Annotated in this window: 15 protein-coding genes; 6 read left to right on the top strand and 9 right to left on the bottom strand. The window is 65.8% G+C overall.

Translation table 11 applies throughout. The features are described 5' to 3' along the window. Positions 1-176 precede the first annotated feature (176 nt). Positions 177-437, top strand: a complete 261-nt coding sequence (locus NFU08_RS15830) for a hypothetical protein (protein ID WP_174179391.1) — start codon at positions 177-179, stop codon at positions 435-437. A gap of 97 nt (positions 438-534) precedes the next feature. Here the strand turns inward: NFU08_RS15830 and NFU08_RS15825 are convergent, their stop codons facing one another. The 4 genes from NFU08_RS15825 to NFU08_RS15810 all read right to left on the bottom strand — a co-directional run bounded on the left by NFU08_RS15825 (position 535) and on the right by NFU08_RS15810 (position 5,367). Then, positions 535-771, bottom strand: coding sequence for a hypothetical protein (locus NFU08_RS15825; protein WP_104188045.1), 237 nt, complete (start codon positions 769-771; stop codon positions 535-537). A 162-nt stretch (positions 772-933) separates the two neighbouring features. Beyond that, positions 934-2,526 (bottom strand): histidine ammonia-lyase, encoded by a 1,593-nt coding sequence (hutH, locus tag NFU08_RS15820; protein ID WP_174179387.1) that lies wholly within the window; start codon positions 2,524-2,526, stop codon positions 934-936. 95 nt (positions 2,527-2,621) lie between these two features. After that, the gene (gene hutU, locus NFU08_RS15815) at positions 2,622-4,331 is read right to left on the bottom strand and encodes a urocanate hydratase (RefSeq protein ID WP_174179385.1); all 1,710 of its coding nucleotides are present in this window, start codon (positions 4,329-4,331) and stop codon (positions 2,622-2,624) included. A 199-nt stretch (positions 4,332-4,530) separates the two neighbouring features. Next, positions 4,531-5,367: an IclR family transcriptional regulator gene (locus NFU08_RS15810; RefSeq protein WP_374724854.1), complete on the bottom strand. Its 837-nt coding sequence runs from the start codon at positions 5,365-5,367 to the stop codon at positions 4,531-4,533. 258 nt (positions 5,368-5,625) lie between these two features. Here NFU08_RS15810 and NFU08_RS15805 point away from each other — a divergent pair, with 258 nt between their 5' ends. Continuing rightward, entirely contained in the window at positions 5,626-6,078 is a 453-nt protein-coding gene (locus NFU08_RS15805) for a hypothetical protein (protein ID WP_251424599.1), read from the top strand. A gap of 144 nt (positions 6,079-6,222) precedes the next feature. Further along, positions 6,223-6,480: a hypothetical protein gene (locus tag NFU08_RS21035; protein WP_174179380.1), complete on the top strand. Its 258-nt coding sequence runs from the start codon at positions 6,223-6,225 to the stop codon at positions 6,478-6,480. On the opposite strand, the gene NFU08_RS15800 is transcribed toward NFU08_RS21035, so the two are convergent. From NFU08_RS15800 to NFU08_RS15790, 3 genes are all read right to left on the bottom strand, one after another. Next, a complete protein-coding gene (locus NFU08_RS15800; protein WP_251424597.1) occupies positions 6,477-8,165 on the bottom strand; it encodes an HNH endonuclease signature motif containing protein in 1,689 nt (562 codons plus the stop codon). The genes NFU08_RS21035 and NFU08_RS15800 overlap by 4 nt on opposite strands. Positions 8,166-8,276: 111 nt before the next feature. After that, a complete protein-coding gene (locus NFU08_RS15795) occupies positions 8,277-9,248 on the bottom strand; it encodes an NAD(P)-dependent alcohol dehydrogenase (RefSeq protein WP_251424595.1) in 972 nt (323 codons plus the stop codon). A gap of 235 nt (positions 9,249-9,483) precedes the next feature. Further along, the gene (locus NFU08_RS15790) at positions 9,484-10,347 is read right to left on the bottom strand and encodes an SDR family oxidoreductase (protein WP_174179375.1); all 864 of its coding nucleotides are present in this window, start codon (positions 10,345-10,347) and stop codon (positions 9,484-9,486) included. A 97-nt stretch (positions 10,348-10,444) separates the two neighbouring features. Here NFU08_RS15790 and NFU08_RS15785 point away from each other — a divergent pair, with 97 nt between their 5' ends. Together NFU08_RS15785 and NFU08_RS15780 are read left to right on the top strand one after the other, a co-directional pair. After that, the gene (locus NFU08_RS15785) at positions 10,445-10,837 is read left to right on the top strand and encodes a helix-turn-helix domain-containing protein (protein ID WP_174179373.1); all 393 of its coding nucleotides are present in this window, start codon (positions 10,445-10,447) and stop codon (positions 10,835-10,837) included. Between the two features lie 193 nt (positions 10,838-11,030). Continuing rightward, on the top strand, positions 11,031-11,294 hold the full coding sequence (locus tag NFU08_RS15780) for a hypothetical protein (protein WP_251424593.1): 264 nt from the start codon (positions 11,031-11,033) through the stop codon (positions 11,292-11,294). 74 nt (positions 11,295-11,368) lie between these two features. On the opposite strand, the gene NFU08_RS15775 is transcribed toward NFU08_RS15780, so the two are convergent. Then, positions 11,369-12,118 (bottom strand): 3-hydroxybutyrate dehydrogenase, encoded by a 750-nt coding sequence (locus NFU08_RS15775; protein WP_251424591.1) that lies wholly within the window; start codon positions 12,116-12,118, stop codon positions 11,369-11,371. Between the two features lie 237 nt (positions 12,119-12,355). On the opposite strand from NFU08_RS15775, the gene NFU08_RS15770 reads away from it, so the two are divergent. Then, positions 12,356-13,273 (top strand): LysR family transcriptional regulator, encoded by a 918-nt coding sequence (locus NFU08_RS15770; RefSeq protein WP_174179367.1) that lies wholly within the window; start codon positions 12,356-12,358, stop codon positions 13,271-13,273. A gap of 28 nt (positions 13,274-13,301) precedes the next feature. Here NFU08_RS15770 and NFU08_RS15765 read toward each other — a convergent pair whose 3' ends face one another. Further along, positions 13,302-14,219 carry a spermidine synthase gene (locus tag NFU08_RS15765; protein WP_251424589.1) on the bottom strand — a complete coding sequence of 306 codons (918 nt, stop codon included), beginning with the start codon at positions 14,217-14,219 and terminating at the stop codon, positions 13,302-13,304. Positions 14,220-14,254 lie beyond the last annotated feature (35 nt).

Raw genomic sequence — 14,254 nt, 5'->3', positions numbered from 1 at the left:
CCATCGTTGCCGATGCGCTGACGCTCCGCCAACGCGCCCTATTGTGACTGGGAGGCCGCGAGTCCGGCTGGCTTCGGACGGGATTTGGACACTCCAAACAGCAGTCATCTGACATTTGCGCGGACGAGCAGGTACGATGAAAAGGCCCTCAGGCATGAAACACAGGAAGTTCACACATGACTACAGCAACAATGGAGCACGTCCCCGCCGTCTCCTCAGCCACTGACGCACCGGCAGTCCGGTCGATCGACCTGGAGTTCTCCACCGCGGGCGACGTCCACACGGGCCTGGAAGAAGCAGTTGCCGAACTCATCGAGGTTGCAGCCCAGGACGCGGCCTGCGGCATCCTGGTGACCAGGCTGCACCCCGGCCGCTACACCGTGGCGTTGGACGAATCGGTCCCCTTCGGCGAGACCTACGAGGCCATCGCAGCCTGACAGATTGCGAGGGACGCCCCTTTCGCGCACAGACAAAAGTCCCCGCCGCTGCATACGCAGCGGCGGGGACTTTTTCTATCGGCAGTTGGCCGGGTTATCAGGCCCGGCGGACCTGTACGCCGTCGGACTTCAAAAAGAGCTGCTTTTCGGACGGACCAGCCGGCACAAGCCACAGAACGTTTCCGCTCTGGGACACTTCTTCCACCTCACCGGTGGCCACCACATGCGCCTGCTTGATGATCTCGACGCGTTCCCCGGCCTGGAGTCCCCTCCAGTCGGAAATAACGGCGGAATGGGCATTGCGCCTCGACAGGACTGCCCCACGTGCTTTCATTTGAACTTCTACCCCTTTGTATATGTTCCGCGCCACAGCCTCTTTGATGTGACTTTCACTACACCTTCAGTTCTACTACACTCCGCGTCCGCCCGATGTCCGTGTCGCTCGAAATTTCACCAGGCGGACGCTTTGTGCCGATTGGCTGAAGATTGTTCGCTTTTATGCCAGTGGACCCACGGCCGATTCGACGGCCCGGCGCACCTCCCCTGCGGCGACCAGCCTGTCCGCCGCCTCCAGCTCCGGGGAAAGGAAGCGGTCCGTCCCCGGCCCGTCCACCACGCTCCGAAGTGCAGTGACGACGGCGGCGCCCGCCGGTCCCGGCGTCAGCCCGCCACCGGAGAGCTGGGTGCGGATATCCAATGCCCGGGCTGAGGTCACCAGCTCGATCGCCAGGACGCGCCGCAGGTTCTCCACTGCCTTCCGGAGTTTACGGGCCGCGTGCCACCCCATGGAGACGTGGTCTTCCTGCATGGCCGAACTCGGGATGGAGTCCACCGATGCAGGTACAGCGAGACGCTTGTTGTCCGAGACCAGCCCGGCCTGGGTGTACTGGGCGATCATGAGCCCGGAATCGACACCCGGGTCGGCTGCGAGGAACGCAGGAAGGCCGTGGGACCGCGCGGGGTCAAGCATCCTGTCCGTCCGGCGCTCCGCGATGGAACTGAGGTCCGCCACGGCGATGGCCAGGAAGTCCAGCACGTAGGCCACAGGAGCGCCGTGGAAGTTGCCGTTGGAGCTGACCCGCCCGTCAGGGAGCACCACCGGGTTGTCGATGGCCGCGGCGAGTTCGCGGGACGCCACCAGGTCCGCGTGGTCCAGCGTATCCCTCACCGCACCGGTGACTTGCGGGGCGCAGCGGAGCGAATAGGCGTCCTGCACGCGGGAATCACCGACTTTGTGGGAGGCGACGATCGGCGAACCGGAAAGCACGCGCAGCATGTTGTCAGCGCTGGCGGCCTGCCCCGGATGGGGTCGCAGCGCGGCGTGCAGCTCCGGAAGGAACACCTGGTCGGTGCCCAGCAGCGCCTCGACGCTCATCGCTGCGGTGATGTCCGCCGTCGTCAGCAGCTGCCGAAGGTCCGCAATGGCCATCAGCAGCATGCCCAGCATGCCCTCGGTACCGTTGACCAGGGCAAGGCCTTCCTTTTCGGCGAGGGTGACCGGCTCGATGCCGTGCAAGGCAAGGAGTTCGGCGACGGCGGGACGGCCGGCGGTGCCGTACAGCTGGCCGTCCGGCCCGGCGGCTTCGCCTTCGCCCATCAGGACCAGGGCGCAGTGCGATAGGGGTGCCAGGTCGCCGGAGCAGCCCAGCGACCCGAACTCGCGGACCACCGGGGTGATGCCGGCGTTGAGGACGTCCACCATGGTCTGCAGGACCACCGGACGGACGCCGGTGCGGCCGGAGGCCAGTGTCTTGGCGCGGAGGAACATGATGCCGCGGACCACTTCACGTTCCACGGCCGGACCCATGCCGGCGGCGTGGCTGCGGATCAGGCTCTTTTGCAGCTGGGTGCGCAATTCGTTGGGTATGTGCCGGTTGGCAAGGGCGCCGAAACCGGTGGAAATTCCGTACGCCGGGGTGTCGCTCGCCGCGAGGTCGTCGATGTGCGCGCGCACTTTTGCAACGGTTTCGAGGGCTTCCGGGGAAATGGTCACTCTGGCGTTGTGGCGCGCGACGGCGACGACGTCCTCCGGGGTGATACCGCTGGTGCCGAGGGTGACGGTCAGCGGTTCGTGGGTGATGGTGCTCATGGTGTTCCTGCTTCTGTGGATCGATTGCTCCGTAACTGTCGTTTTCGGGGCTCAAAACGACAGTTACGAAGCAACCGATGTGGATGTGGGGCTGGTCAGCGGGCTTCGGACGCTGTCTCTTGCATGGGAATGCGGACGCCGCGTTCCCTGGCGACCTCGAGGGCGCGGTCGTACCCGGCGTCGGCGTGGCGGATGACGCCCATGCCGGGGTCGTTGGTGAGAAGGCGCTCGAGTTTCTGGGCGGCGAGGTCGGTGCCGTCCGCGACGGAGACCTGGCCGGCGTGGATGGAGCGGCCGATGCCGACCCCGCCACCGTGGTGCAGGGACACCCAGGTGGCGCCTGAGGCGGTGTTCAGCAGGGCGTTGAGCATGGGCCAGTCAGCGATCGCGTCAGAACCGTCCTGCATCGCCTCGGTTTCGCGGTACGGGGAGGCGACAGACCCTGAATCCAGGTGGTCGCGGCCGATCACGATGGGCGCCTTGACCTTGCCGTCCTTCACGAGCTGGTTGAACAGCAGGCCGGCCTTGGCGCGTTCGCCGTAGCCGAGCCAGCAGATGCGGGCCGGCAGGCCTTCGAACTCGACGCGTTCCTGGGCGGCGTCGATCCAGCGGTGCAGGTGCTTGTTCTCCGGGAACAGCTCCTTGATGGCCTCATCGGTGACGCGGATATCTTCCGGGTCGCCCGACAGGGCAACCCAGCGGAAGGGGCCGAGTCCCTCGCAGAAGAGCGGGCGGATGTAAGCGGGGACGAAGCCGGGGAACTCGAAGGCACGTTCGTAGCCGCCCTTGCGGGCTTCGTCGCGGATGGAGTTGCCGTAGTCGAAGACCTCGGCGCCGGCGTCCTGGAATTCCACCATGGCCTGGACGTGCCTGGCCATCGACGCCTGCGCCTTCTTGGTGAAGCCTTCCGGGTCAGCTTCTGCTTCGCGGTGCCATTCCGCCACCGAGATGCCCTCGGGCAGGTAGGACAGCGGATCGTGCGCGCTCGTCTGGTCGGTGACGATGTCCACGGTGAGCTCACCGGCCTTGTGGCGGCGCAGGATCTCCGGGAAGACCTCGGCGGCGTTGCCGACATAGCCCACGGACCAGCCGCGGCGCTCTTCCTTGGCCTTGAGCACCTTGGCGATCGCGGCGTCGAGGTCGGTCTCCACCTCATCGAGGTAGCGCTTGCCGGCGCGGCGCCGCAGGCGCGTTTCGTCGACGTCGACAATCAGGCACGCTCCGTCATTCAGGGTGACGGCAAGCGGCTGGGCACCGCCCATGCCGCCGCACCCGCCGGTGAGCGTCAGGGTTCCGGCGAGGGTGCCGTTTTCATCGCCGGTGAGCTTGCGGGCGATCGCGGCGAAGGTCTCGAAGGTGCCCTGGAGGATGCCCTGGGTGCCGATGTAAATCCAGGACCCGGCGGTCATCTGGCCGTACATCATCAGGCCCTCGGCCTCCAGCCGGCGGAATTCGGGCCAGGTGGCCCAGTCGCCGACGAGGTTTGAGTTGGCCAGAAGCACGCGGGGCGCCCATTCGTTGGTGCGGAAGACGCCGACGGGCTTGCCGGACTGCACCAGGAGGGTTTCGTCCTTCTCCATGGTTTCCAGCGTACGGGTGATCGCGTCGAAAGCGGCCCAGGACCGGACAGCGCGGCCGGTGCCGCCGTAAACCACCAGGTCATCCGGGCGCTCGGCGACCTCGGGGTCCAGGTTGTTCATGAGCATGCGCAGCGGCGCTTCGGTCTGCCAGGACTTGGCGGTGAGCCCGGTGCCGCGGGCTGCTTTGACCGGGCGGGCACCGGTGGTGAAATCGGCGGGTGCCATGGTGGCTCCTTCGTGTAGTGGTTTTGCTGGAAGTTCTGTATCTACTAAAGCCCGTCCGAGGTGGCAGAAATAGGGCCTGCGGATTGGTGCTGTCCGGGATACCGGACCCTCCTAGAGCCCCCGCCGCCCTTTTAGTTAAGGCACCAAACTGGACGGGTCGGTGGCTGGGAGTGCGGAGCGGCTCGGGTGGGGCTGGGGCCTACTTGGCGGGGCGGCCATGGAGCCGCACCGAGAGCTCATCGGCCACTTTCTGGACGCGGGCGGCGAGCGCCGGCCATTGCTCAGCCGGCAGCTTGTCCTCGAGGAAGGTGACGGCGACGGCCGCCGTCGGCCATCCCAGGTGGTCCGTCACGGCGGCGGCGATGGAGCCAAAGCCTGGTGTGACTTCGCCATGTTCGGTGGCGTAACCGCGCTGCCTTACCCGGTCCAGGTGCGAGGACAGCGCCGAGTACTTCATGATGGCGCCTTCCACCTCGTGCCGGGCGGTGAAAGCAGCAGCGTTCGGATAGAGCGCACGGACCTGGGACTTGGGCAGGGCCGCAAGAATGGCACGCCCGCTGGCGGTGAGGTGGCTGGGGAGCCGGACTCCGACGTCGGTCACCAAGGACGGGCGGTTCTTGGCGCGCTCCTCAACGATGTACAGCACGTCTCGCCCGTGCAGTACCGCCAGGTGTGCACTCTCACCCAGCGCATCCACCAGGGAGGCGAGCAACGGGCGGCCGAGCCGGGAGAGCGGCTCCTGCCTGGAGTAGGCGGAGCTGAGCTCGAACGCGCTGATGCCGAGCCCGTAGCGCTGCTCCTCGTGGAGGTGGAGGACAAAACCGTTGGCTTCCATCACCCCCAGCAGGTGGTAGACGCTGGAGCGTGGCAGGCCCAGGGTGGAAGCGATTTGCGACGCCGCCATGGGGCCTCGACGGGATGCCAGAAGTTTGAGGATGCGCAGCGTGTTTTCGGCAGCGGGGACTTTGGATGTCCCCTTTGATGCCATCTGAGGTGCGCTGCCTGCTTCAGGCCTGGCCTCCGTTTCGACCGCCATGGTCCCTCCATTGCTGTTCCGGGCCTCGCAGCCCTGTCCGGTATCCCGTACTTAACTGTGCGCCCCGCGCTTGGGTTTCGACGTCATTGAAGTATGCACGGTGTCTGGGATCACAGACATGCACGACCTCGCCGTAGAGCCCGTGGGAATTCATGGCGTTGCCGCATTCTTCGACATTTGCCAGCCCCAGGGTCCGGAAGTGCGACGAGTGAGGGTTAGGGACTCTTTGGGCAAGGCCCTTCCCCGATAAGTGAGATCATGGCTGCAATGACGGGCTTCCAGCGGTTCCAAACGAAGTATGTCGGGCGCACTGGAGCACCCGTTGGCGTTCTCATGGCTGTAGACCATCTGCGCCGGACAGGGCGGCTCCTTGAGAAAGAAATCACCTGCTACGCCGTTGCAAACGCTTGGTTCCAGGAGAACCTGCCCAATCCACCGTTCTATGCGGATGGAAATTCGATCGGTGCGATCACTTGGTTCCGGGAGTCCGCGGACAGTATGACCGCCCGCTTAGATCCACTACTGGCAATTCTCGATGCAAAGAAGGTCGCCTGGGAGCGACTGTCTACAAGTGACCCCGGTCGGATCGTTTACCAGGATTTATGGCAGGTGGGGGTCCTTCCGGCATTCCGGGAGCCGATGACGCCGCTGCCCTACCCCGGAAAGCTGGGTGCAAACGATTGGTTCACGGTGCGCAAAAGCTATCTATAGGCACCAGGCTCGGTATGTACGAGGGCGCTCCAGTCTCAAAGGCGGCCGGAGAAAATGAATCGGGTCGCAGCTCTCTGACACTGTTGGCTGATTCAGGAGTAGCAAGAGTGGCGCCATGCCACCCTGCATCAGGTTCTGGTCCATATGGTTACTGAGCGGGCTCACTTCCTTGGCCGTGCTGACATTCTCCGCGAACTTGTCGATGGGACGGCAGGACATCGCGCCGGGGATCCCATCCTCACAGCCCGCAGCCCGGCACCCGGAAGAGTGGGCACGTATCGGGCCGCGATGGCGGAAGGGGCCCGGGTTGGCGCCGGAATCCTGTATCGCCACCACGACGTCGTCCTTTGGACCCGCTCTTACTGCACGGAGTGCTCCCGGGAAGCCGGCTGTTGCAGCTAGGGCAGAGCCGGTTCCCAGTGCGTCAACGGCTCCTGAGCCGAAATGGGCGGCAGGGCGTAGAAGTCGTCCCATAAGGGGTCATCCGCCGGTATGTCGCCAGGGTCCAGGAGGTTTCCGCCTGCGGGTTCCTCCGGGGGAGGCTCCAAGTACGGGACGTCTCCAGTTGGGCGGGCCGGAGCATCGGCAATGGCAGGGACACGAGTGCTGGCAGGCCAGTGGGGTGGTTCCCAGTCCTGGTGTTCGCTTTTGTAGTGGCGTCCGGTGGGTGAGGTCCAGCCGGGTGGTTGGTTTTTGGTGGCTGGTGTCGGTGTCCAGCCGCTGGTGTGCCGGAGTTTGTGGTGTTTCGGGCAGGGCTGTCCCAGGTTGCTGATCCCGGTGGTCCCGCCGTGGTGCCAGGCGAGGAGGTGGTCTGCCTCATTATCCAAAGACGGGTTGCTGCAGCCGGGGAACGGACACTGGCCGTCGCGAAGCCGGAGCCAGTTCCGCATGGCTTTGGTGACCCGGTAGCTGCTCCGCCCGATCTCCAACGGCGCCCCGTCCCGCGGATCAACCAGGACCCGGTAGAACGAATCAGCACCGTTAGCGACCAGGTCCCGTGCCATCGAGGCTGGGATGGGGCCGAACCCGTCCAGCACCGCCGGCTCCTCCGTCAGGCCCATCAGCGAGAACACCGGCACGGTGACCAGGACCTGGGCCCGGATCCCCGGGGAAAGCAGGCCAGCACCGGTTCCTGCGCCGGCTCCGTCGCTGTCGCTTGCTTCCTCGCCGTTACCTGCACTGTTGTCTGCATGGAAGGTTGCACTGGTTCCGCTGGTGAGGATGGCTTGGGCGAAGTGGTCGGCACTGAGTTGGGTGAGGGTGCGGGGTTCGTTGGGTCCTTGTGCGGCCCGCGCGAGGGCGTTAAGGCGGTTCCAGCCTGCCAGCGCCTGGTGCGCGGGCAAACAAGCGGAGAGCCAGGCCATGCCGTCCTGGTCAGGCCGGCATTCGACCCGCCGGTCCGCCACCCCCTTGGTATGGCGCTTCTCCAGCGACTCGGGATGGTGGCGTTCCCGCCACGTCCGGGCCTTGGCCTTGAACCGGTACGCCGGCATCTCACCGATCGTCGCCGCACCGGCCGGCCGTGGCGTGTCCGGGTCCAGGAAGTGAGCCTCCAGGGCGGCGGCCCCGGCCCGGTCAAGCCCCACGGTCTGGTTCACCATTTCCCGGGCATGGGCCCAGGAAATCGTCCCGGACCCCAACGCGGCGAGGGTCCGGGGCAGGGCGGTGGCCAGGGCGTGGGACTCGGCCAACAAGGCACCGGCGGCACGGTCACCAATCACCAGCGCACACCCGACCTCGGCCACCAGGCTCCGGTCCTGGGCCGTGGCCTCCTGCGGCGAGGACGGCGGACCGTTCACCACACTCGTGGCGGCAGCGAGCACCTGAACCGCCCGCGCCTTCACCGCCGCCAGCTTCGCCTCCGACCGCGCCACCCCCGCAAGAACATCCAACGCCCCATCAGCAACCCGCTGCAACGGATCATCACCAACCCCGCAAGCGCCAGGCTCAACGCCACCAAGACCGGAAACAGCCGTACCGGAACCAGGCGTACCGGCAACAGCAGCGCCGCTGAGCACGGCCGTGAAAGCAGCCACCGAAGCGTCAACTGCCGCCTCCGCCTCCACCACCGCCGTCGTGCTTTCCATAAATCAATCCTGGCAGTGGGGTCTGACATTCAAGGGGCCCGGAGATGGGCAGGCAGCGAGCCGAACTCAGAATTACTTCCGGACTTTTTATGCGACGGCAAAACGGCCGGATCAGATCCTGACCACCACTTTCCCGAGGCTCCGGCCCTCCCGGAGGTACCTGACGGCGGCCGGTGCTTCCGCAAGCGGGAAGACCTTGTCTACGGCGGGTTTGACGCTCCCGGCTTCAATCAGGGATGCCAGGGCCTCAAGGTCAAGGTACGTCTCCCTCGACACCAGGCTTTTGTATTTTTGCCGGGAGAACAGCGACAACAAAGGTGCCGCCAGTGACCTTTCGAACCCGCCGGTGAGCTTTCCGCCATTCTCGCCGCCGACAAGCACAAGTGTGGCCCGCGGGGCGAGTGCGCGCTTGAGGACGGAGAACGGACGGTTGCCCGCGGTGTCCAGGATGACGTCATACTGCGCCCCGGCAGCGGCAAAGTCTTCACGTGTGTAGTCAATGACTATGTCAGCGCCGAGGGACCGGACAAATTCCACTTTGCCGGTGCTGCAGACTCCCGTCACGTCCGCACCAAAAGCCTTGGCTATTTGCACCGCGAAGGACCCCACTCCTCCACCCGCCCCAATGACCAGCACCTTCTGGCCCACGGTCACCTGGCCGGCATCCCTGACAGCCTGCAAAGCTGTCACGCCGGAGATGGCTGCCGCTGCTGCTCCCTCGAAGGGAAGGTTCCGGGGTTTCCTGGCCAGCCTGCCCTCCTTGGCGCAGACGTATTCCGCAAAGGACCCCTCTGACGTTCCGAAGACCTCGTCACCCGCCTTGAACCGAGTCACGCCGGCTCCCACGGACTCCACCACACCGGCCACTTCCCGGCCGCGCACGGACACCTTGGGCTTCTTCAGCCCATAACCAAAGAGCCGGACCAGGTAGGGCAGCCCGGTCATCAGGTGCCACACGCCCTGCTCGACTCCGGCTGCCCGCACGCTGACCAGGACCTCGCCGTCGCGCGCTACAGGCCGGGCAATATCCCGCAGCGCAAGCACGTCCGCAGTCCCATAGACGTCCTGCACGATAGCTTTCATGCTCGATCTCCTTTGGGCCGCGGCTGGCAGCAGGCCCCCAACGTAAGGAAAAGCCGGTACCGAGTCAAGGGTGGCGGACGACGGCGGGACCACCTTGTGGACGGACGCCGCCGCTGTCCGTGGCCACCACAGTCCGCAGCGGAGGCTTCGCCTCTTTCCCCGCGCCGACGGCCGGCAGCATTCCCAGCTGCCGGCCGGAGGCACACCATCAGCGCAAAAGCTGTCGGTGCGGCCGCTAGATGGCGGCAGCGGCGGTCCGCACAGCCTCAGCCAGTGAGGTGGCAGGCCGTCCGATCAGCCTGCGCAGGTCCCCGCTGCTTACCAGGAGGTCCCCGCGGGCGATGCCAAGATCGGAGTCCGCCAGGATCTCCGCGAACGCCTCCGGCACTCCGGCCCCGGTCAGCAGGCCGGCGTATTCCTGTGGGGGCAAGTCGTTGTAAGTGATGGTCTTGCCGGTGGCCGCGCTGATTTCGGCTGCGAGGTCCGCCATGCTGAAGGCCTCGTCACCGCCGAGTTCGTACACGTTGCCTGCCTGCCCCTCCGCCACGAGCACGGCAGCAGCGGCGTGGGCGTAGTCAGCACGCGCGGCGCCGCTGACCTGTCCGTTCCGGGCGCTCCCCGCAAGGGCGCCCTGGGCCAGGGTCCCGGGCAGCTGGTCCGTGTAGTTCTCGAGGTACCAGCCATTGCGCAGGAGGACGAAGGGCACCCCTGATTCCCGCAGGATGGCCTCCGTGGCCTGGTGCTCGGCCGCCAGCTTCATTCCCGTGCTGTCGGCGTTGGCGATGCTGGTGTAGGCCAACAGTTCCACGCCTTCGGCCTTGGCGGCCTCGATCACGGTACGGTGCTGCTCCACCCGCTGGCCCACCTCGCTGCCGGAAATGAGGAGCACTTTCCGGGCACCCTTCAGTGCCGCGGTAACGGAGGACGCGTCCGCGTAGTCCATTGCCCTGACCTGCACTCCGCGCCCGGCAAAGCCTGCCAGTTTTTCCACGGAGCGCCCCGCGGCCACAATCTCCCCGGCAGGGACGTTGAGCTCCAGTAGGGCCTCGACGACGTGGCGGCCCAGCTGGCCGGTTGCTCCGGTGATGACGATGCTCATGAAATTCCTTCCGTAGGGTGTCTGTCATGAGGCACAACCACCTACATTCCTGATTGCTTCCTAAAAGAGAGTACGCACTTTCAGGTAAGGTACTCACATGAAAGTTAGTGCCCGTTCCGATACGGCCCAGGCAGCGCCGCTTCCGGTTGACCTCGCCGACGGCGTGTTCCCGGCCGGTTGCCCCAGCCGGACTGTGCTGGACCACGTCACCAGCAAGTGGGGCGTCCTTATCCTGCTTGCGCTTTCCGAGGGCGAGCAGCGGTGGAGCGACCTGCGGCGCCGGGCAGAAGGCATCAGCGAGAAGATGCTGGCACAGACCCTCAAGACGTTGGAGCGGGACGGCCTGGTCCGCCGGGACGCGCAGCCGGTTATTCCGCCCCGCGTGGATTACAGCCTTACCGACCGCGGCTATGAGCTGAGCGCGCTGCTGGTTCCGCTGGTGGCATGGGCCTTCGAAAACGCTGAGGACATCGTCAACGGCCAGCGCTGAGCCGTTGCCGCAGCAGGCAAGTACCGGGCCCGCCAAAAGCGAGTACTTGTTACTGGTGTGACTGGTGTGAATAGCGCATAGCTTTGACCTAAGGTGCCAGCCGGAATGTGGAGGGCCGCCCTCTGCTGGGAACGTTCCGGTTAACCTGCACCGCGAGTGAGCGGCCTGCGCCGCTTCCGAGGAGTTGGTACATATGGCCAAAGCCGTTGTCCGGGACCCGTCGAGCATGGGCAGGCCCATCAGCCTGACGAAGGTTGCAGCCCAAACATGGAACCGCATGCTGAAGCCCTTCGCCCCGCGATCACCCTACAAAATAGGTGACGCCGTGGTGGCGGATGATCCGTTCAAGGGCCGCCGCGAGGGATTGGTGGTTTTCCAGCAGGGAACATCAGTGGGTGTGGATACCGTCCACGGCGTGTTCTTCTACGACCACCGGCAAATCAAACAGCTGGATTGAGTTTTTGTCCGGATATGCAGGGCTGAAGGCCTCGAAAGCCTGCCTATCCGGACAAAAACTCCTGCGCCGGGCGGTTAGCGGGCCGACCAGCCGCCATCCATCGTGTAGCTGGCGCCGGTCACCATGCCCGCATGGCCAGATGCGAGCCAGGCAACGAGTGAGGCCACTTCCTCCGGCTCCACCAGGCGTTTTACGGCGGACTCCGTCAGCATGATTTTGGCCAGGACCTCCGATTCCGGAATTCCGTGGACCTTGGCCTGGTCAGCGATCTGCGACTCCACCAGCGGCGTGCGGACGTAACCGGGGTTGATGCAGTTGGAGGTCACGCCGTGCTCCCCGCCCTCAAGCGCCGTCACCTTGCTCAGCCCTTCAAGTCCGTGCTTGGCGGATACATACGCGCTTTTGAACGGGGAGGCCCGGATGCCGTGCACGGAAGAGAGGTTGATGATCCGGCCGAAATTGTTCGCGTACATGTGCGGCAGCGCCGCACGGATCAACAGGAACGGCGCCTCCAGCATGAGGGTGATCAGCCTGCGGAAATCGGCCGGCTCGAAATCCTCGATGGGACTGATGCGCTGGATCCCGGCGTTGTTCACCAGGATGTCGCAGTCAAGGCTCAGGGTGGCGAGCGATTCCACGTCCAGCAGGTCGACGGCCCAGGTGGTGCCTCCCACTTCATCCGCGAGCGCTTCGGCCGCGGCTGCGTCCACGTCCGCAATCACCACCTTGGCGCCCCGGGCGGCGAGGGCCCGGGCGCTCGCGGCGCCAATCCCGCCGGCTCCCCCGGTGATCAGTGCCTTGCGGCCGTTCAACGTGTTTTCCATGGCAGTCCCCTCGGGCTTTCTAACAGATTTTCCGGTCGCTCATGCAGCGCAGCGTCTACCGGGGCAGGTCCGGCAGGACTGCCTGCAGGGCGCTCTTCAGCGCTCATGGGGTTTCTCCTCCGTGTCCACGGCGACACGTGCTGTGATCTCCAGCACTAATGGCTCCACTGAGTCTTACTGCACGGACATGCGCCTTCAATAGCCAAAGCAGCACGCACTGTGTGCAGAATTGCAGATATGAACGTCAATCCGGATGACCTGCTGGTGCTCCTGGCGGTGTCCCGCACCGCCAAATTTACGGCCGCCGCGCAGGCACTGGGCCTGAACCACACCACCGTCTCACGCCGGATCGCCTCCCTGGAGAAGGCACTCGGCGGAAGGGTCCTGGCCCGTGCCCCCGGAGGGTGGGAGCTGACCGACCTCGGAGCGCAAGCCGTCCAGGCTGCTGAACAGGTCGAAGCGGTGGTGGGCGCCCTGGGGCCCGCCGGACGGGCACCCGACCCAATTACCGGCGTCGTACGCATGACGGCAACGGATGGCTTCAGTGCCTACATCGCCGCCCCGGCGGTGGCGCGGCTGCGGCGTGACCACCCCGGGCTGAGCGTTGAAGTGGTGACCATGACCCGGCGGGCACTGCAGCAGCGCTCGGGCCTGGACATCGAAGTGGTGGTGGGCGAACCGCAGGTGCACCGGGCCGAGGCCATGCGGCTGGGCGAATACATGCTGGGAATGTACGCCTCGCGCGCCTACCTGGCCGAGCACGGCACGCCGGCCACGGTGGCCGAGCTCAATGACCACCCGCTGGTCTATTTCGTGGATTCGATGCTGCAGGTGGATGACCTGGACGCGCCGCGCCGGCTGGTGCCCGCCATGCGTGACGGCCTTACCTCAACCAACGTCTTTGTCCACGTGGAAGCAACACGCGCAGGAGCAGGGATCGGCTTCCTGCCCTGTTTCATGGGCGACCTCCACCCTGACCTGGTCCGCCTGCTGCCGGCCGACATCGCCGAACTGCTGCCCTACTGGATGGTGCTCCGGCCGGATTCGCTGCGGCGCCCGGCGGTGGCAGCGGTGGTCCAGGCGCTGCGGGAACAGATGGCCGAGCACCGGGAATGGCTGCTGGGCCGTGGACAAACCTCTTCGGCTGCTCCGTAACTGTCGTTTTCGGGGGTGAGAACGACAGTTACGGAGCAATCGATGGGGTTGCAGGCGGGTCGTGCCGCACCGGTGACCCTGCCGCGAAAGCCCGGACCTGGGCGTCGTCCCACAGGTGTGCAGGGACCGCGCCGCCCAGGAGCCGCCGGTGGAGCTTCGGATCGTCGCCGAACGGGGCGTCGCTGCCCGCCATCACCATGTTTCCGTAGCGCCGGCCCTTCAGCATGGCGGGGTCCGCGATGATCACGGTGTGCTTGAAGGAGGCCGCGATGGTGGCGGCATCCTCCCGGGCGTTCTTCAGGTCCGGCGCGTCACCGGAATTCACCACGTAGATCCCCCCGGGTGCAAGCACGCGCTTGGCGTGCCGGGTGAATTCCGCAGTGGTCAGGGGCCGCGGGGTCAAGGCTCCGGCGAACACGTCCCTGATGATGAAGTCGCGGGTCTCCGCCGTCAGGGTCTCGGTAACCGCGCGGGCCTCCCCCACGCGGAGCCGCAGCAGGGGCGCCTTGGGAAGATCGAACCAGCCCCGCACGTATTCGGCCAGCTTGCCGTCCAGCTCCACCACCACCTGCCGCGCATCCGGGTACGCGGCATGGAAGTACCGCGCCAACGAGCAGGCTCCGCCGCCCAGGTGCAGGCCGCGGAGCTTCGGCCCGTAGGACGCTTCCGACGGCGGCCAGCGGGACTCGATGAGCGCCGCCATCCACCGCATGTACTCAAAGTCCAGGAACAGGGGGTCGGCGAGGTCGATGTGGGAGCTCATGACGCCATTGATCTTCAGGAGCCAGCCAGTGGAATTGTCCTGGTCCGCGATCAGCTCGCAGTCTCCGGTATCGATGTAGTAGACGCCCTCAACCGGGCCGTCCGGCCGGGTTCCTTTGGGAACCTCCACCACGCCTGCCGTGGCTCGGCTGCCTCGGCCCCCCGGCTTCCCGCGTTTCGCCATTGCCCGTGCCCCGCTTCATCCAGCCCAACCTGTCC

It is taken from the genome of Pseudarthrobacter sp. NCCP-2145, assembly GCF_023708005.1.
Classification (GTDB): Bacteria; Actinomycetota; Actinomycetes; order Actinomycetales; family Micrococcaceae; genus Arthrobacter; species Arthrobacter oxydans.
Note: the sequence above shows the minus strand (reverse complement) of the source record. Positions and strands in the feature narration are given on the sequence as shown.